Annotated in this window: 15 protein-coding genes; 8 read left to right on the top strand and 7 right to left on the bottom strand. The window is 53.6% G+C overall.

Annotation, left to right across the window (positions count from 1 at the left end; translation table 11 throughout):
* The 4 genes from ACK4S7_RS10705 to ACK4S7_RS10690 all read right to left on the bottom strand — a co-directional run.
* Window positions 1–1268 (bottom strand): M20/M25/M40 family metallo-hydrolase (locus ACK4S7_RS10705; protein WP_409646662.1); only part of this gene is annotated, 1268 nt, incomplete at its 3' end.
* A 266-nt stretch (window positions 1269–1534) separates the two neighbouring features.
* On the bottom strand, window positions 1535–3151 hold the full coding sequence (locus ACK4S7_RS10700) for an AbgT family transporter (protein WP_409646660.1): 1617 nt from the start codon (window positions 3149–3151) through the stop codon (window positions 1535–1537).
* Between the two features lie 343 nt (window positions 3152–3494).
* Window positions 3495–4175 carry an OmpW/AlkL family protein gene (locus tag ACK4S7_RS10695; RefSeq protein WP_409646658.1) on the bottom strand — a complete coding sequence of 227 codons (681 nt, stop codon included), beginning with the start codon at window positions 4173–4175 and terminating at the stop codon, window positions 3495–3497.
* Between the two features lie 111 nt (window positions 4176–4286).
* Entirely contained in the window at window positions 4287–4892 is a 606-nt protein-coding gene (locus tag ACK4S7_RS10690; protein ID WP_409646657.1) for a hypothetical protein, read from the bottom strand.
* Window positions 4893–5068: 176 nt separating this feature from the next.
* On the opposite strand from ACK4S7_RS10690, the gene ACK4S7_RS10685 reads away from it, so the two are divergent.
* Genes ACK4S7_RS10685 through ACK4S7_RS10670 form a run of 4 tightly spaced genes read left to right on the top strand, consistent with a single transcriptional unit; the run spans window position 5069 to window position 9199 of the window.
* A complete protein-coding gene (locus tag ACK4S7_RS10685; RefSeq protein ID WP_409646656.1) occupies window positions 5069–6175 on the top strand; it encodes a sensor histidine kinase in 1107 nt (368 codons plus the stop codon).
* A gap of 8 nt (window positions 6176–6183) precedes the next feature.
* Window positions 6184–6825: a response regulator gene (locus tag ACK4S7_RS10680; protein ID WP_409646655.1), complete on the top strand. Its 642-nt coding sequence runs from the start codon at window positions 6184–6186 to the stop codon at window positions 6823–6825.
* Complete coding sequence (locus ACK4S7_RS10675) at window positions 6822–8762, top strand: ATP-binding protein (protein WP_409646653.1); 1941 nt, start codon at window positions 6822–6824, stop codon at window positions 8760–8762. The genes ACK4S7_RS10680 and ACK4S7_RS10675 overlap by 4 nt, the downstream gene beginning before the upstream one ends.
* Window positions 8762–9199, top strand: coding sequence for a response regulator (locus ACK4S7_RS10670; protein WP_409646651.1), 438 nt, complete (start codon window positions 8762–8764; stop codon window positions 9197–9199). Before ACK4S7_RS10675 ends, ACK4S7_RS10670 begins: the two co-directional genes overlap by 1 nt.
* Here ACK4S7_RS10670 and ACK4S7_RS10665 read toward each other — a convergent pair whose 3' ends face one another.
* Both ACK4S7_RS10665 and ACK4S7_RS10660 read right to left on the bottom strand, forming a co-directional pair.
* Window positions 9200–10186: a beta-1,6-N-acetylglucosaminyltransferase gene (locus ACK4S7_RS10665; RefSeq protein WP_409646649.1), complete on the bottom strand. Its 987-nt coding sequence runs from the start codon at window positions 10184–10186 to the stop codon at window positions 9200–9202.
* A gap of 2 nt (window positions 10187–10188) precedes the next feature.
* Window positions 10189–10836, bottom strand: a complete 648-nt coding sequence (locus ACK4S7_RS10660; protein ID WP_409646647.1) for a hypothetical protein — start codon at window positions 10834–10836, stop codon at window positions 10189–10191.
* 310 nt (window positions 10837–11146) lie between these two features.
* On the opposite strand from ACK4S7_RS10660, the gene ACK4S7_RS10655 reads away from it, so the two are divergent.
* Window positions 11147–13429, top strand: a complete 2283-nt coding sequence (locus ACK4S7_RS10655) for an EAL domain-containing protein (protein ID WP_409646645.1) — start codon at window positions 11147–11149, stop codon at window positions 13427–13429.
* Between the two features lie 316 nt (window positions 13430–13745).
* On the opposite strand, the gene ACK4S7_RS10650 is transcribed toward ACK4S7_RS10655, so the two are convergent.
* On the bottom strand, window positions 13746–14111 hold the full coding sequence (locus ACK4S7_RS10650) for a PilZ domain-containing protein (RefSeq protein ID WP_409646643.1): 366 nt from the start codon (window positions 14109–14111) through the stop codon (window positions 13746–13748).
* Between the two features lie 225 nt (window positions 14112–14336).
* Here ACK4S7_RS10650 and ACK4S7_RS10645 point away from each other — a divergent pair, with 225 nt between their 5' ends.
* From ACK4S7_RS10645 to ACK4S7_RS10635, 3 genes are all read left to right on the top strand, one after another.
* Window positions 14337–16259, top strand: a complete 1923-nt coding sequence (locus ACK4S7_RS10645) for a TonB-dependent receptor plug domain-containing protein (protein WP_409646641.1) — start codon at window positions 14337–14339, stop codon at window positions 16257–16259.
* 11 nt (window positions 16260–16270) lie between these two features.
* A complete protein-coding gene (locus ACK4S7_RS10640) occupies window positions 16271–16807 on the top strand; it encodes a YfiR family protein (protein ID WP_409646639.1) in 537 nt (178 codons plus the stop codon).
* On the top strand, window positions 16804–18194 hold a 1391-nt coding region (locus ACK4S7_RS10635), incomplete at its 3' end, for an ATP-binding protein (RefSeq protein ID WP_409646637.1). The genes ACK4S7_RS10640 and ACK4S7_RS10635, both read left to right, overlap by 4 nt.

Genomic DNA, 18194 nt, shown 5'->3' with positions numbered 1-18194 from the left:
CTGTCTGCCATCGCCAAAAGCATGAGCAATCCCGTAGACATGCCTTTGACGCTTTGACTTTTCTCCACATCAATCCATTCATCGAGTGAATGTGCGCGACCGCCACTTCCGCCGGATCCAATCGTCAAAGCGGGCACCCCCAAGCTCATGGGCAAATTGGCATCAGTCGATGAAGACGTCAGCTGCGGCGTGAGCCCCTTTGCACGAATGGCCGCCGTGGCAATCTTTATTATTGCGTGACTTTCGGCAGTCAACCCGGCGGGACGGTCGCCTATGAGCTTGGCTTCGGCAACGATCTTGCCTTCGCCTGTTGAGCGTGCCGCGTTTTCTGCATCGACGCTTTCCTGCACGATCGACAAGAATTTTTGTTCAACTTTGGCAAGTTCGGCAGGGCTTTCTGATCGGAAATCAAACTCCATGAATACTTCGTTTGGAATTGAGTTGACCGAAGTTCCGCCACCGGTGACCGATGCGGCATAAGTTGTTTTGGGGGATGTGGGTACAACGGTTTTATACAGTTCGGTCACCGTTTGACCCATGGCAATCATGGGATTTACAAGGCCGAAGGCACCATAGCTATGACCCCCTGGTCCTTTGTAGGTGATGCGGTAACGCCGTGATCCCACACCGCCATTGACGACGCGCTGGGCATCGGTGCCATCCATGGACAGAAACGCTTTCACACGGTCTTTATACCTACCCTTGGTAAACAGGTACCGCACGCCACGCAGGTCACCAGGCCCCTCTTCTCCGACATTGCCCACAAACAATATATCAGTACGCGGACGGACATTCTTGTCCTTCATGGCGCGCGCATAAGCGAGGATGACCGCCAGGCTTCGCGTATCGTCTCCAATTCCGGGCGCATATAATTTGCTCCCATCTCGGCGCACTTTCAGCGGCGTGCCTTCCGGGAAAACAGTGTCAAGATGCGCTGCCAATACGATCACCTGCCCACCAGCTGGGCCCGATCCGCGGTACAGACCCGTTGCGTTACCCTCTGCATCAATTTCGACGTCCTGAAGCCCAGCGGCGAGGAGCATATCGCGATATGCCTTCGCGCGTTCTGCTTCCTTGAACGGGGGGGCAGGAATCTCCACAAGCTTTATGATGTCATCAACTTTACGTCCAGGCTCGGCATCGAGCTGTTTCACCACCGCTGCATAATTCGCGCTATTTGCACCGCGCTTCACGGCATCGTCGCCTGCCGCTGGCGACGCGGCCGCGCCTAAAGATGCCATCAATATCAAGCTTGCGGTTAACTGCATTCGCCAAATCCTTATAGTAATCGTCATCCCGCAGCCATGACGAAGCGATCGATGCTCCGTTCGCGCTTCGGGCTGTGTCACGGCAACCATGGCCGTCGCCCCCACTTTTGTCCATGAGGGATAACCACCGCCAGCCCGCGGATTCTATCGAAGCACTTCTCAGGATATATAGGCAGCTAAGTAGTTTTGGTTGGTTAACATGGCTAATTGATCAGTCTCGAAGCGCTGCCGTTTTTAAGCCCTAATCGCTTGGGTTTCGGGAATTGTCAGAGGCTTTCAAGAAACACCGGAGCGGACGGCCCCAAGGGAATTTCGACCGCTACCCATATTCCAACAAGTGCCATGCCAACCAGCAATAATCCGACGGAATATGGAATCATGGTAGCTGCAAGACTGCCAATGCCGAAATCCTTCACCCAGCGTTGGCAAAAAACCAGAATGAGCGGAAAATATACCATCAACGGCGTTATGATATTAGTCGCACCGTCCCCCACGCGATAGGACGCCGTGGTCATCTCGGCACTGACGCCCAATAGCATGAGCATGGGAACGAGGACGGGAGCCAACAGGGCCCATTTTGCACTGGCCGATCCGACAAACAAATTTAGCGCAGCAGTGAATATCACAACGAGCATCAGCAGGATTGGAGCAGGCAGCGCGAGAGCCTTTAGTCCGTCTGCACCATGAACCGCAGTGATAAGACCGAGATTTGACCAACCAAACATCGCAACAAAGTGTGAAATGGCAAAGGCAAGAACCAAGAAATAGGCCATGTCACCCATGGATTGTGACATCATGCTTACCAGATCGCGGTGGTTTTTGATAATGCCAGTTGCACGCCCGAACGCCCATCCAGCGAGCAGAAAGAGTACCATAAAGCCAGCCACCAGCGATTGGTAAAAGGGCGTAAGCTGAGCCTCTGGCGTGGCAGTTTCGTCGATCAGCGGCGTATCTGGGCCAAGCGTCATGAACAGCCAGAGCGCGACGACCCCTAATGTCGCAAGACCCGCATGACGAAGTCCCTTGCGTTGGTCTGGCGATAATGGCTGGCTGATTTCGGAATCTGACAGCTCGTTATCATTCTGACGGTCCGTTGTTATCCCAGCGGAGACAGCTTGCGCGCCAACGGCACGATAAGTACCAAGGCGCGGTTCGATAATCTTGTCGGTAACATACCAGATCACGGGCAGAAAAACGAACGTCATGCCAACTATGAAATACCAGTTGCCTGCGATGTTTGCCTGCCAATCGGGGAACACAGTATTGGCAGCCGATTGGGTAATCCCGAACAATAAGGCATCAAGCTGGCCAGGAAACAAGTTTGCTGAAAATCCGCCGGACACACCCGCAAAGGCGGCTGCGATTCCAGCAATTGGGTGACGCCCTGCAGCTGCATAAATGACACCGGCAAGCGGGATGAGGACGACATAAGCGGCATCTGCTGCCAAATTTCCCATCATGGCCACTAACGCCACAATAGGGGTCAACAGATATTTCGGGGCATTTGCAACACCTGCACGCATGGCCGCGCCAAATAACCCCGACTTTTCGGCGACACCCGCGCCGAGCATCACCACCAGGACATATCCAAGGGGGTGGAAACCGGTGAAAGTCTTGGGCATTTCAACCCATAATTTACGGATATTTTCCGCCGACAACAGGCTGGTCGCTGCAATTACCTTTTGGGTGCCGGTCTCGGGATCAATTTCGGTTGGATGTACGGCTGACCAATTTAAAGCAGCAGCAAACACCGAGAGCAAAATCAGTCCGGCGACAAGATATAGAAACAAGAAAACAGGATCAGGCAATTTGTTGCCAGTGCGTTCAATCCAGCCAAGAAATTTGCTGTTGCCTGTCGCGTTCACCGCCTCACCGCTTGTCACGTCGCTTCTCCCACTATCCCAACGGCCCGAAATGTAACAGTATTACACCCGCTGGCAAGGGCGTTTCTTCGGCCGCCTTTGGGGGGAGACACCCCTCTTCAGCCCCGGATTTCAAATCCAATAAACAGCGCTTGGCCGACCGTTGCACAGCTTTCGTCTCGATACCTTTTTTCTGTTTTCCGACAGAAACCGAAGCACTGTAGGCGGGTGTCAGCCTCAGCTTGCCTGTACTTGTTCGGGGGCGACGGAATGACAGCGTATCATGCCCGCTGCGCTGTCATCCGGCGCCGTTCGGACGGTCCGCCCACATGAAATTATTTGCGCAGACTGCAAACGCTTTTGGTCAGAATCGATACGTCAACCCGGCGCTAACTACCCACGGGTCAAGATCATGTTCGGTTTGTAGTGCAGTGGTGTTGCCGGCGCGGAATGTCGCTGTTGTCCCGACAAAGTAGCGCTTGGCGTCGAGCGAAAAACCAAGACCCTGATCGTTGATTTTCACGTCAAGGCCAGCCTGAAGCGCAAAACCAAACTCGTCGGACAGATTGACGTCCGTTGCTCCAAGCGCGGCAGCACTGGCGCCTACGCCTTCGCTGAAGATGAAAAAGTGCGTAGGTCCCGCCCCTAGATATGGTTTAACGCCATTGCCGATCGGAAGGTGATATTTCGCCGTCACTGTTGCAGGCAATATGATTGCATTTTCGATAAGCCGCGCTCCGGCAAGTGGCCCCGCACCTCGGACGTCATGCGGCGTAACGCAGCAAATGGTTTCGATCGAGAAATTGGGTGAAAGAAAATATTCGGCGGCGATTGTTGGAACGAACGAGTCAGTAGCCCGTGTCTGCGCGCTTGCTGGCACCCCGATAGCGTTCTGGTTGACGTCGGTAATGGCGCCATCGGGCAGTACGCCGGTTCCAAAGGCTTTGATCTGGATTTTGCCGTCGCTGCTGCCAGCATAGACGGGGGCTGAAGCAACGATTGCGATTGCACAGCTGGCTGCGGCGAGGAGAAAACGCTTGTTCATGATACACAATCCTTTTGGTTGCGAAGATTACCGTTCGGGCAACGCTTCGTTCCTGTGCAAAGTGGTGGGTGCGACCGCCGCCAGTTGCGGCAGTCGCGTTACCGTGGAAATTCAGTTCGGTTTGTAAGGCAATGATGAATGGTGAAGGAATATGCGAAGCTTGCCTTCGCCATCGCGGACATAACCCCATGTTTTGTCAACGGTGGTCACATTGCCTTTTGCATCCGTAAGAGTCACATTGCCCATTGAGGTCGCTGAGGTGCCTGTCACAACAATGCCCGCATTGTCGATCTTGTAAGTGCGCCAGCCCTTCAATGCAAAGCCACTGTCGTTAGGATAGGTTTTGTCGCCACCTACAAAATAGGCCAGTGCGCCATCGCGCTTTGTCCGGAATGTCTGCGGTGCCAAAGTCAAGGTCGGCTTGAACAAAACCGGGCCCATATTGTAGGCGTACGCGCTGTCGAGCACGGTTTCGGCCAGCCGTTTGGCGGCCGCAAAGCCATCACGGTCGTAAGTGGTGGAAATCGCAACGAGAGCATCGCCCCACGCGCGCTGCGCGGCTTCTACCTCGGCGACGGTAATTGGTGCATAGGTCGGTGTAATCATTGTCGACTGCAGTGCGACAGCTTGCTTTTGTGCCGCCGCGGCGGGTGACGCGAAGGCAATCAATGGCAACGCCGCGATCAAGCAAGTTATTCTGCGTGAGAATTTTTTCATCAAATTGACTCCTGAGGCTGGAGGCGACTGGCAATATGCGCATCCGTCCATGAGCATTTCGCCCATGCATCCGATTTATGGGTTGAAAGCGCTTCTCAACATTGGCCGAATGGTGAGCCGCGCGGCCTAAGCCAGGTGGCCTATGCAGTTTTGGTCGATTGCGCTAAACGCAAGGAATGCAGGTTCAACCCTCGGCTCTTGATTCCCCAATCGAAACTATTGCCGAATTGCGCGAATTATATCGTGCGGCTGAGGCCCGCGCAGCGCGTCTGCGGTTGTTGTCGAACAGTGGACGGCAATTGGCTGGAACCGGAATTGACGGGCTAGAGGAAATGCTCGCGCATATTGCCGCGCAGTTGGCCTATTTTCTGGGCCGCGCGCGTGCCGAAGTCAGTTTCGACCCAAGCGCGCCTGGAATAGCAATTCCAGCGCCGGGAGATGAAGCCTGTATTGTTGGTCGCATCCAAATGGCTGGCGTTTCTTCACCGGACGACATTGCAGATGAAGAGGATCGGGATGCGTTTCGCATGCACATCGAGATGATGGGGGCGACTATCGACAGAGTGAACCGGGAACGCGAACGGACCGACCTGCTGAACGCCCTACATGATCGCGAATTGCACCTTGAATATCTGGTAGGGCGGATGTTCTCTGCGCAAGAGGAAGAGCGACGCCGGGTGTCGCACGATTTGCATGATGGTGTTGCCCAGACCGCAACTGCACTCGTCCGTATGCTAGAAGGTGACAGTTCAACGACCGCTGCCGACATCCCGGCCGCAGACCGAACAAGGTTAACTGCCATTGCGCGTGATATGGTCGCTGAATTACGGGCCGTGATTGGCGGGTTGCGCCCTACCCTTCTCGATGATCTGGGGCTTGAGGCTGCCATTCGGTCCATAGCCGATTCACTCGCCAGTGACGGCTTTGACGTTAGGTTGCAACTGCAACGCCCTTCCACGGCCTATCCGGGCAATATTGAAACAGCCATTTTTCGGGTGGCGCAAGAGGCCGTCACAAATATCCGCAAACATGCGGGGAAAGGTTGCCGCGTCGAGTTGGAACTCCGACTGTCCCATTGCGGTAATCGACCATATTTGCGGGTCGAAGATTTTGGCAAGGGATGCTCGGACACAGGATTTCAATATCGCGAGACGCGGGACGGCGCACAGATTGGCATTGATGTCATGCGTGAACGCATGGCTGCGGTCGGCGGTGCGTTGCTATGGAAAGCTAAACCAAATGGCGGCGTAAGCGTCATTGCACATTTTTCAGAAACGAGCTGACATTGCCAGTGCCGCGGATCATTATTGTTGATGACCATGCCCTCGCGCGGGAAGGACTTAAGGCCGTACTCGCAAGCAGTGGTCTTGAGATCGTCGGTGATGTGGCGTCAGGCGAGGAAGCTGTGGAGCTTGTAAAAGAGACCGTACCAGATTTGGTGCTGATGGACGTGCGACTTGGTGCCGGTATAGACGGGCTGGAGGCCACAAGACGGATTACTGCACTCGGTTTTCCAACTAGAGTGCTGATGCTGACGCTTCACGACTTGCCGGCATACGCGCGTGAGGCTCTTTCCGCCGGGGCGGCTGGCTATGTCCTGAAGGATACGGCTATCGACGACCTGCGCGCCGCCGTTGATCAGGTGCTAGCCGGACAAACCGCCATACCCATCAGTCTGATGAACGCTGTTCTTCGCGAACCAAACCGCGACATGGAGACCAGATACACAACCGCCATTCTAACCGCCAGGGAGATGGAGGTTCTTGATCTGGTATCGCAAGGGATGACTAATAAGGAAATCGCGCGGCAGCTGATGATCAGTCCCGCCACGGTTAAGGCCCATGTCGAAAGGATCATTGCAAAGCTGGGCGTGGCCGACCGAACGCAGGCTGCCGTGGTCGCGACAAAGCAACGATCGCACACTCTTCCATGACTGTGAAGAGAACGACACGTTACATTACCGGCTATTGGACAGATCGACCGCTGGCATTCAAAGGGCTTGTCGTGGTTGCACTGCCGCTTGCCATCCTGTTCGGAGCGCTCATATCGCTCTATCTGGCCAGTAACGCAGAAACCCGCGCGGAGGATGATGTCCGCAGGGCATTTGCAATTCAGCGCGACACCTATCAGGTTCATGCTTTACTAGCAGAGGCCGCTGCGGGCGCGAGGGGCTATGTATTAACTGGGCAGCCACGGTTTTTGGAGCCATATCGCAAGGCGGAGGCGGAGTTGCCCGCGACCATGAACCGCCTCGATAAAGAAATCCGTGACGCCGAGGTGCGCCAAGGCTTTGAGCGTATCCGGCGAGCGACAGCCCAAAAGCGGGAGGGACTCAAAACGATCGTGTCTCTTGCTGGAACGCCATCGTTGAGCCAGCGGAATGCCAATGCACTCGAAGCCGCTTTAATATCCAACAAGATCGTCCTCGATGGCATGCGCCGCGAAATCGAGAACATCCAGCGCCGGGAACGCGTGTTGCTTGATCAGCGGCAAGCGAAAGTCGATGAGGTGCGCAAAAACTTTTTGGTCTTGACCGCAGTGAGCGCGATTGTCGGGCTTTTGGGTAGCTTGGCTGCTGTGTATCTATTTTCGACAGGTATCGTCCGCCGGGTCCGAATATTGGAACATAATGCCGAACTGCTTGCCAGTGGCGAAGCTTTAAACCCGATCCCGGACGATGCCGACGAAATCGGGATATTGGGACAACGCATGGACAAAGCGAGCGCGCTTCTGCGGGCGCGCGAGCAGGCACTTCGTGAGAGCGAGGAGCGATTTCGGCTCGTCGTTGAAGGTGTTCGCGATTACGGTATTTTTGCACTTAATCCCGACGGCAAGGTCACGAGCTGGAACCTTGGGGCGGAGCGGATAAAAGGCTGGAAAGTGGATGAAGTCCTCGGCCAGCATTTCAGCCGATTTTATCCCGATGAAACGCGGGGATATTTACCAGCAGAGATGCTCGAGCGAGCGCGCTCCGCCGGTACAGCTGAAGACGAAGGCTGGCGCGTGCGGAAGGATGGCACCCGGTTCTGGGCAAATGTGGTGATCACCGCCTTATATGATGACAGCGGCGATTTGCGTGGTTTCGCCAAAATCACACGCGACATGACGGAACGACGTCGCTCCGAAGAGGCGTTACGCGCGGCCCGCGAAGAAGCCGAAGCTGCCAATCTCGCAAAGAGCGCGTTTTTATCACGAACAAGCCATGAGTTGCGAACGCCACTGAGCGCCATATTGGGCTTTGGGCAATTGCTTGAGCTTGATAGCGATGAGTTTTCACCACGGCATCGTGAGTCCGTCGACCAAATCATAAAAGCCGGAAGCCATTTATTGGCGCTGATTAACGATTTGCTCGATATTTCCAGCATCGAGGCCGGCCAAACCGAATTGCTGGTTGAGGACATCGATATGAGCGCGCTTTTGCGGGAGGTACATGCGCTTGCCTCACCGATAGTTGATGCCGCCGGATTAAAGTTTTTGCTTAAGTTGCCGCGGCATGGCTTAAAAGCGTTAGCCGACCGGCGACGTGTTATGCAGGTGATCCTTAATCTTGTCGCTAACGCCGCGAAATACAACCGTACGGGTAGCTTTGTCGAACTGGCTTGTGAGCAAGTGGATGAAGCGGTGCACGTTTCTGTGGTGGACGATGGCGAAGGCATTAAAGCCGCTGATGTGTCCCGCCTGTTCACGCCCTTTGATCGGCTTGGAGAACAGACACGCGCCAAAGTAGAGGGAACCGGGCTTGGACTTGCATTGTCAAAGCGTCTTGTGGAATCGATGAACGGACAGATCGGCTTCAAACAACAGGAAAAGGGCGCATGCTTTTGGTTTACCCTTGATGTTACAGGAAAGAACGGGAGCGCAAACAGCTGATGCCGGCCAAACTAGTCAAAAATGATGACATTCTATCAAGGCGCGTCCTCGTCATCGACGACGAAGACGCTAATGTGCTGTTACTTGCGAGCGTATTGCAACGCGAAGGTTACAGCGATGTCCATTGCCTGACAGACCCTGAAAAGGCGCTGGCATCATATATTACATTGTCGCCCGATATTGTGCTTCTGGACCTTATGATGCCCAAGGTGGACGGTTTTCAGTTACTTGAGGCGTTTGCACGCCATGATCAGCCAGACGAGTTTAGACCAGTGCTTGTATTGACTGCGGACACCACCTTGCAAACCCGTCGCCGGGCTCTTGCGCTTGGTGCAAAAGATTTTGTCGCAAAGCCGTTCGACGTAATCGAAGTTGCACTCAGGATATCAACTTTGCTGGAAACCCGGATATTATATGAACGGCTGCGCCAAACCTGATTAGCGACGCGCGCTTTGCATTGGATTAGCTTGGCGTCCCCTCGCTTCAACAATCCGCAACAGATCGGACAAAGACCCATCCTCTTCGCCGAACTTCCGCGCAAAATGTGCGCCGGAATCGAACATTTTGGACCATAGGTCGGTGGTCAGCTCCTGAGGATGCGCACCCCCGCCATTCCACTCGGCAAAACGTTTGTTGTCGCGGTGCAAAACAAGCGAAGGATCGTTACATAGGACGGACTGATAATAACATTCGTCGGGCGCAAACCGCGAGGCCAGGTGGCGTTGAAGCCGTAAATGATCTGGGGTAGGTTGAAGTAAAATTGTGGCGACCCGCCTGTTCGCTGTAAACCACTGGTCACCGTAAAAGCATTCAAGGGATCGACTGAACGGCGACCAAGGCAAGCCAATTGGCAGGTGGACTGTGTGGCGTCCCAGCCGGAGTCCCCCATTGTCGCGGCGTACCCTGGGGAGCCAAATTTCAGCGCCGGTATAGTGTCGCTTTTTCATCAATCGGTTTGCAGCACTGTCATAATGGTACAGGTGGGGATTGGTCTCGCCAACGTTAGCAGCTTTGGAGACGCGGGTTGCGTTGCCGTCATAAATGCTGCGGAAATCAATAAAGGCGTCAGCGCCGCTATTCTGAAGATCCGATAACACTTCATCTGCAGGCCGTATTGGGAAATCAGCTGCACTTAACAATACGAACCAGTCAGGGCTGCTAAACTCATAAAGCGTTTTCAGCGCACTTAGTGCACCTTGCACAATCGAAAATTTGCCCCAACCCGTTCGGACCGGTCGCTCCACAAATTTCACATTTGGGGGGAATTGACTTTGGTCGATGGGTGATTGGTGCATGTCATGGTGGCATGCAATAGGGGGATGGTCATAAACATGATTTAAAGCCTTCACCAACCGTAGCAGTTGTGTTGCACTGCGGTGTGATACGATGATAAAGCCGATCACCTCTTCCGCCCCTGCCCCCATATTCAAAGTGCCCTTCTGCGGATGACCCCGCGAAGGGTATTAACCATGGTCCGCACCAAAGGTGTCCTATCAAACCATTTAAGGTCAGCGATGTCACTGCGTGAGGACCGCTGCACAGCAATAGGCGGTATAGCAAAATGGGTCCTAACCTCGGGATGCGCACGCCTGAACCAAATATATGCTGCATCAATAGGGGGATGGATCCCGTCATAATCAAGGTTTTCCAGATAAGCGCTTACGACTTTCGCACCCTGTTTAGAAAATCCCATGATATGCGAGCCGATAATATCGCTATTTTGCAGATCAAGTGGCTTAGCAGCCGTGTATCCACCATAAAATATATCCCAATCGTCGGGCAATTCATATGAACGGGCGCCTGCAACGAAGGCACAGTCATCCTCCAATATCAAAACAGATTGGTTCGACTGGGCTGCTTCGCGCAGAATATTCTTGTGGCTCTCATAACAACCACGCGCACCCACTGAAGTAAATTTTCCCGGGTCTGACGGTCGTTGCGCCGGACTATATTCGACCCGGGGATCACCGATAATGCCAATATCATGCAATTCCCTGTCCATCTCACGACGACGATCCGTCCGCTGGGGCAAATTGATGATCTTAATCTGATCGAAATGGTTGATGAAATGCATTCATATATCCCTGTATCTTAAAACGCCCACACATTTGCGAACCGCAGAGCGAATACTGAGGAATAGTGACGTCGGAGGCGAACATTTGCTACAATCGGTAACCAGAAACCCCGGCAGTAGTTCCATGTGCCAAAATTGTTGATTTGATGCCTTTATTGCATGTGCGGCGATCTGGCCGTTGATATCGTCAGGCGCACCCGGACGTCATCGCGTCGCTAAAAAATCTGAACGAACGCCTGTCGCTTCTAACCGGGGAGGCCGCTGAAACAACTTAACGAATTTTTCACCATGTTCCGACTAAGGGAAGTTCATGGCGCTTAACCTCAACAAGGTCAAAATTGGCCGAAGAATCCTGCTTTTTGCAGTCATCTGCGGGGTGCTGGGCGCTCTGAATTTTTTCCAGCCTCTGGCACTGGCTTTATACGCCGTGCAAACAAAGGCTGCCATCAAGCCAGTATCGGGCGATGTTGTCGTTGTGGGAATCGACTCCCACTCCATCAGCGCCATTGGTCGCTGGCCATGGCCGCGCGACAAACAAGCAGAATTGCTTCGCAAAATTGACGCATATGACCCAGCAGCGATCTATGTAGATATCGGCTATCAAGGCGAGACCACACCCTTGGCCGATAATGCCCTGCGCAACACGCTTGAGAGCACGAAGGCTCCGACGAAAGTTGTGGCGATGGCGACTGCAGGGGAGAGTGGCATTGCGCGCACCATATTTTCCCACACATCCGCTGTAGGTTCGACGGAGAATGTCTCAGCTCACGCTCCATATCTTTTTGGTTATATATGGGAGTTGCCTACCAGCGTCGAAACTCCGCGCGGTCGCCTCCAGTCTGCGGCAGTAAGCATTGCGGCAGCAAAAGAAGTGAAGCCGCAAAATTTTGCGATTGATTACACGTTCGACCCAGCATCCATTCCCACCTTTTCGGCGAACGACGTTTTTGAAGGAAAATTGGATAAGCAGCTTTTAAGTGGCAAAACCGTCGTCTTGGGAGCAACTGATCCAACCCAAAATGACATTCATTCCATGCCGGGTTGGGGCGAGCAGCCCGGTGTATTCTTCATCGTTTTGGGGGCAGAAACGCTCAAAAGTGGCATTCCCAAGGTGCTAGGCTGGATTTACTTTTTTGTTTTGGCATTAGTGGTTTGCGCCTTTCAGCTCACCCCGCGAGGCCTCAAGTATAGCAAACATGCAAGCTGGGCTGGTGCCGCCGTCATGTTGGGGGCCAGCACGTGGTTAGCGACCCAAAACATCGGCAATGATCCCGTCCCCGCGCTGGCACTCGTCGCGAGCGTCGGCATATTTGTATCCCGCCAGAAGGCTGCCCTTATCCGCTCTCAACGCCACGCAACAACTGGCCTGTTCAACATGGCAGGGTATATGGTGGATGAGGTCGTCTCAAACGCTGTATTCATAGGCGCCACTCTCACCCGTACGGACACCCGGCTGGGATATGTTCGACAAGATGACGAAACCGCCATTTTAAAGGAGGTTGGCCACCGCCTGTCCACAGTAATCGATGAACAGCAGATTACGCATAATGATAACCAACAGTTTCTCTGGGAAATGCCAGGTATCCCCACCAGCCAGTTGGCAGATCACCTCGAGGGCTTGCGCCAGCTGTTTGCCGAACCGCTGCTGATCCACGGCCGCAAGATCGACGTTGATATCAATTTCGGTGTAGATCGCAACGTTAACAGGAATGTTAATAGTCGCATGGAAAGCGCGCTTGCAGCATCTGTCGAGGCAAGCAAATCGCAGGCAACGTTCATTATTTCGACGACGGTCGAATTTGACGCATGGTTGACGTCGCGTTTTGGCGACGAGTTCGAAACAGCAGTGAAAAATGGTGACATTGAACTGGTTTTGGAACCGGAGAGGAGCCTGAACAGCGGTCAAGTTGGCTCCGCGGCGGCATCTCTTCGTTGGACCCACCCCGCTTACGGTCAAATCGACACTGCCAAACTGTTTCTGACCGCACGCGAAACTGGCCACATGAGTGACGTCAGTTACCATTTGTGCAAACAAGCGATTTTGTACGCCGGACATTTGGTCAAAGAACGATCCGATTTTGGCATAAGCTTCAATATATCGGTAGATGTCATCCTAAATCAGAATTTTGGATTAGAGATGCTGAAAGCGGCATCAGAGGCAAAGTGTCCTCCGACCAATGTGACTATGGTAATCATTGATATGCACGCGCATAAGTTCAACGAACAGGCACGTCAGGCAATCCACGATTTACAGCAGCTCGGCTTTCGCATTGGCATTGGCAACTTTGGAATGACGGATGCCGACATTGACTTCATCAAGAAATTCGAACCCGATGAAATTGTCTTGGCCAAAAGTTTTTCAGCCGAACTTCTCGGGTCAACAAGCAATGCAATTTTCGCCGTGGGCGCGCTGCGAATCGCCACTGCAAGTGGTGTGATTTCGATTGCAGACGGAATTGATGACCGTGATGTGTTGTCCGCACTCGAGCGGCACGATTGCAGCAGAGCTAGAGGCAAAATAATCGCCATGCCCATGAATTTCCAAGCTTTTATGCAAAACTATTTGAGCCGCGCTGATAGAAAACTTGGTTAACAAACAATTGTTGAATATGGTTAATTTTCCATTATATTGAGCGCTTGGTCGAGCAGGCCACGTTTTAATGGAGAAACGACATGAAAGCGCTTGAAAAAGCTAAGCAAGTCGAAGGCCAAACCGAAAGCTTTTGGAGCTGGATTTTCGGCGGTAGCCGGAGCGTAAGCGTTAACGGCTAACGCATTTGGAATTTTTGAAAAAGGGGGGCTGAGGCTCCCCTTTTTTTTGGCTTGATTTTACAGCATCATCCCTAAGATATGACCTGAACTCGGCACGCGGTGCTATGTTGCTGCCTTGGTAGACGCCATCACCGACATCAACTCGGCGTTCCTAAAATGGGATATTCTGTTACGATATGGTCATGAACCCCCTCATGCAGAGGGCTATTAAAAGCGCAGCCATAATGCCATTCCGACCGCCACTTGATCGCGCATTCAAGTTGTACAAATCCCGGTAACGTCATGAACACGGGTCGATCATCCGGAATAAACGCGAGGCATTCCATCTGAAAACCCGTCCGCGACAAATCAACGATCCGCACTTTATTCCGCAAACCACGAGACACCCGAATGTCTGCGATAATTTTCACGTCAGACCGGTCATGCCTGCGCCTTTGATACAGCAACTGATCAACAGACCGTCCCAGAACCTGCATAATTTCCCACTCACCAAGGGTTGACATGACGTCTACAACGTTGCCGACTGTCGCGGGTTCCGCTCATTACTGCTGTTAACCATCAATGTAGGGGTTTGCCGTCAAGCGCTTGTCGCTCAAACGGGGACATGTCAGCGTTCGTCGATGTCCGACGCAGTCAACCCGTTTTTTGGTGCCGGCCTATCGGAACATTCCCCGTCTATCCTTGTTAGGCGCTTCAGAGAAAAATCAGGTCGTCAAAAGGGGGAACACATGGCATTTGCACGCCAAGCGCGGTCAATATTAACCGCGACCTTAGGCACGACCCTTCTGATTATTTGCGCCGAGGGGGCTCAGGCTCAGTCATTGGATGACCTTCGGCAGATGTCTATCGAAGAGCTGTCTGACGTAAATGTTTCTTCTGTATTCAAAACTGACGGCAAGTTGAGCGAGGCGCCAGCGGCCATTTATGTCATATCGCAAGCCGAAATCGCACGGTCTGGTGCCCAGACCATACCAGAGGCCCTCCGGCTCGCCCCGAACCTTCAGGTAGCGCAGACAGCAGCGTCCAGATATACTGTCACGGCGCGCGGTATGTCGGGCAACGAAATTGCCCAGAACTTTCCAAATAAGCTGCTGATATTGATTGACGGACGCAGCGTATATTCACCACTATTTTCGGGCGTTTATTGGGATGCGCAGGACGTCCTGCTTTCGGACATTGACCGCATCGAAGTGATAAGTGGGCCAGGGTCAACCTTATGGGGCGCGAACGCCGTGACAGGGGTTATCAATATCATCACCCGCAGCGCGACAGAAACTTTGGGCGCATTGGCGGATATCGCGGTAGGCAATGAGGAGAAGGCTGTAGGGCTTCGTTATGGCGGCACGTTGGGACCCGACGTCACCTACCGGTTCTACACTAAAGCATTCAGCATTGATGAAACGCAAACCGCAGCTCACATCGGTGCAGGCGATGGTTGGGATCGGGTACAAGGAGGATTTCGCGCTGACTGGAATGCAGCGCCAGATGACCGGATCACCTTTCAGGGCGACATTTTCAAGGCAAAGATCAACCAGACTACTCTCGACGATCAAACAGTGCGTGGCAGCAACCTTTTGGCGCGATGGACGCGAACAAAGGGAAATGGCGAACTTCAGTTACAAGCCTATTATGACCGGTTAACCCGGCGGAATGAGGCCGAGGGCATTGATCTTGGCATCGAGAATTATGACCTCGATGCGCAACAAAGCATGGCTCTGGGTGATCATGCACTCGTTATCGGCGGCGGGTTGAGAATCAGCAAATTTGAGACCAACCCCACCGGTGGCCTTGCTTTTTCCCCGGCCGCCCGGACGCTAAAGCTGGGAAATATATTTGCGCAGGATACGTTCTCGCTCAGCCCGGCATTCAAGGCGACGTTAGGGATTAAGCTGGAAAACGGTCCCTATACTGGAACAGCGTTCATGCCCAGTTTGCGGCTCGCTTGGCAGATGGATCCGAATGCCATGGTCTGGGCTGCTGCATCACGCGCGATCCGGTCTCCGACACCATTTGATAGAGATGTTGTCGAAACTGTGGGTTCGACGTTGTTCCTTGTTGGTAACCCGAACTATCGGACAGAAAAAGTAACCGCGTTTGAACTTGGCACACGTGTTCAGCCATCGCCCAATATGTCCTTTTCTGTTTCCACTTTCTACAATGAATATGACGACTTGCGCACCATTGAGCTCACGCCGGTTACTTTCCTGCCCCTTATCTGGGGCAATAATATCAAGGGACACACCTATGGGCTAGAGGCGTGGGCTGACCTCAAGATCACTGCATGGTGGCGTTTTTCAGCACATTATGGCCTGCTGTTGGGGGATTTCAGGTTTAAGCCGGGCGCAAGTCAACTGCTTGGCCTGTCACAGGTGCGAAACGACCCGAAGCATAACGCTTCCCTTCGCTCATCAATGAATATTGGTTCCAGCATAACGGTCGACGCCGACCTGCGCCATGTCAGTGAGCGGCCTGAACCCAGGGTTGAGGCTTATACAGAGCTGAACGGACGGCTGGGCTGGCGTGTATCGGACACGCTCCAATTTTTTGTCTCCGGCGCCAATCTGCTTCACAAATCACATTATGAATATGCGGCTCCCAGAAGCAATCGCATCCCCAGGCGCGTCTTGGTTGGGCTTCAGTGGGTTCATTGATCCGGCCTTTTGTGCAAATAACCTCTTGGGGTATTGCGGGTCTTTTTCTGGCAGCGCAGCCTGCATCGGCTGCGCGACCGTCATCGGTCGAGCTGGGCGTGAAAGCGACATTCCTGACCAAGTTCCCGTCCTATCTTGATTGGCCAGTCAGGCATCTTCCCGACGGGGCACCCATTATTATCTGCGTCATCGGGGCGGATCCGTTCGGTTCAGCTTTGGAAAAGGCCGTGGCGGGTGAGACAATTAGTGCGCGCAGTCTTACGCTCCGCCGATATGCCTCAGCCGGCGACGTGAATAAATGCCACATCGCCTATCTTGGTGGGTCAAGCCGTGAAGTATCGGCTGCGCTTGCCGTGGCGGGTGCGAGTCCTGTGGTGACGGTAACAGACTCTCGCAATTCCAACATCAATGGCATGATCCACTTTCAGCTTGTCGGCAACAGCGTAAAATTTGACATTGATACTAACAAATCCTCACGCGCCGGGGTTGGCATAAGCTCGAAATTGCTTGGCCTTGCGCGCAAAGTTCACAGGGCGACTACGCGATGATTGCCGGTGCGTGGAAAAACGGCGTTCGACTGCCTCAAGCACTCGTCAGCATGCTCGCCATCATCGTGCTCCTTCTTGGTCTTGGTGTCGTCGTTCAAGCGGATTCCTCTTACCGTACTGAACGAGCCGAGCGTGCGCAGGTGCGCGCGCGCATTTTGGCAGCAAATGTTACCGCAGCGGTTGATTTCCGCGATGCCGAAGCATTGCAAGAGGCGGTAACCGCCTTTCGCGCTGATCCAAGCGCCAGAATTGTAGCCGTTTATGATGCTAGTGGCCAATTGCTCGCCGGTTTCTCCAGAACAGGAGAGCCTATCCCGCAAAATTTGCGTGAGCCCGTTCTTGAGGCAGCGTCTTCGATAACCACCCTCGCCGATGTGGAACGCAACGGGGCGCGAGTGGGAACCGTGTATCTTGAGGGAGACGCTGTACCCTTTTACCGCCGCTTAACGCGCTTTGCCCTGATTGCAGCATTCGCGGTTGGCGTTTCACTCATCATCCTGATGCTCAGCCTTGCCCAACGAACGTTACGCCAAGCCAATGACAAGCTGGCCACAGCAATTGCCGAATTGCAGGCGGAGGTCGAAACACGGGAGGCCGCGGAAAGCCAGCTTCGACAGGCTCAGAAAATGGAAGCCATCGGCCAGTTGACGGGCGGCATAGCTCATGATTTTAATAATATGCTTGCGATCATTTTGGGTGGGATCGACATTGCCGAACGGCGGTTAGCGGACACGGAAAGGGCCCGGGTTGCACTGACGCATGCCAAAGAGGGCGCAAATCGCGCGGCAGACCTTACACGGCGGTTGCTCGCCTTTGCCCGCCAGCAGCCACTTCAACCACAGGTCATTGATCCGAACCAGCTTGTGTCGAAAATGTCGGAGTTGCTGGAACGTACCTTAGGTGGCGGAGTCGTGATTGAAACCGTGCTAGCCGACGACGTTTGGCCCGTTTGCGCTGATCCCGGCCAGTTGGAGAACGCGTTACTCAACCTATGCGTCAACGCTCGCGATGCAATGGACGGTGAAGGTACGCTGAAAATCGGAACGCGAAACAGCCCCCATGTAAATGGGCCCGCAGCAGGGCAAGGCAGCAGCGACGACTATGTCATCCTGTCAATATCCGACACCGGGCCCGGCATGTCTGCTGAAGTTCTCGCCCGTGCCTTTGAACCGTTTTTCACGACCAAGAGTGCAACTAAAGGAACCGGGTTGGGACTGGCGCAAGTCGACGGCTTCGTTAGGCAGACAGGCGGATATGTCGCTATCGACTCCGAAATCGGGCATGGCGTGACCGTGGATATATTCCTGCCCAGATATGACGGTCCGCAAGAAATTGTCCCCGATAATGTCCGTGCGCAAGAACCTAAAATGGGTTCAAAGGCAGAAGT

The sequence above is a fragment of the Sphingorhabdus sp. genome (assembly GCF_046292425.1).
Classification (GTDB): Bacteria; Pseudomonadota; Alphaproteobacteria; order Sphingomonadales; family Sphingomonadaceae; genus Sphingorhabdus_B.
The sequence above is the reverse complement of the archived record's forward strand: the minus strand, read 5'-3'. Positions and strand labels throughout refer to the sequence as shown.

Coding starts and splice junctions, on each gene's coding strand:
- ACK4S7_RS10655 (WP_409646645.1), top strand. CDS start 11,147: ATGGCGCTTAACCTCAACAAGGTCAAAATTGGCCGAAGAATCCTGCTT.
- ACK4S7_RS10660 (WP_409646647.1), bottom strand. CDS start 10,836: ATGCATTTCATCAACCATTTCGATCAGATTAAGATCATCAATTTGCCC.
- ACK4S7_RS10685 (WP_409646656.1), top strand. CDS start 5,069: ATGCAGGTTCAACCCTCGGCTCTTGATTCCCCAATCGAAACTATTGCC.
- ACK4S7_RS10650 (WP_409646643.1), bottom strand. CDS start 14,111: ATGTCAACCCTTGGTGAGTGGGAAATTATGCAGGTTCTGGGACGGTCT.
- ACK4S7_RS10675 (WP_409646653.1), top strand. CDS start 6,822: ATGACTGTGAAGAGAACGACACGTTACATTACCGGCTATTGGACAGAT.
- ACK4S7_RS10695 (WP_409646658.1), bottom strand. CDS start 4,175: ATGAACAAGCGTTTTCTCCTCGCCGCAGCCAGCTGTGCAATCGCAATC.
- ACK4S7_RS10670 (WP_409646651.1), top strand. CDS start 8,762: ATGCCGGCCAAACTAGTCAAAAATGATGACATTCTATCAAGGCGCGTC.
- ACK4S7_RS10665 (WP_409646649.1), bottom strand. CDS start 10,186: ATGGGGGCAGGGGCGGAAGAGGTGATCGGCTTTATCATCGTATCACAC.
- ACK4S7_RS10690 (WP_409646657.1), bottom strand. CDS start 4,892: ATGAAAAAATTCTCACGCAGAATAACTTGCTTGATCGCGGCGTTGCCA.
- ACK4S7_RS10645 (WP_409646641.1), top strand. CDS start 14,337: ATGGCATTTGCACGCCAAGCGCGGTCAATATTAACCGCGACCTTAGGC.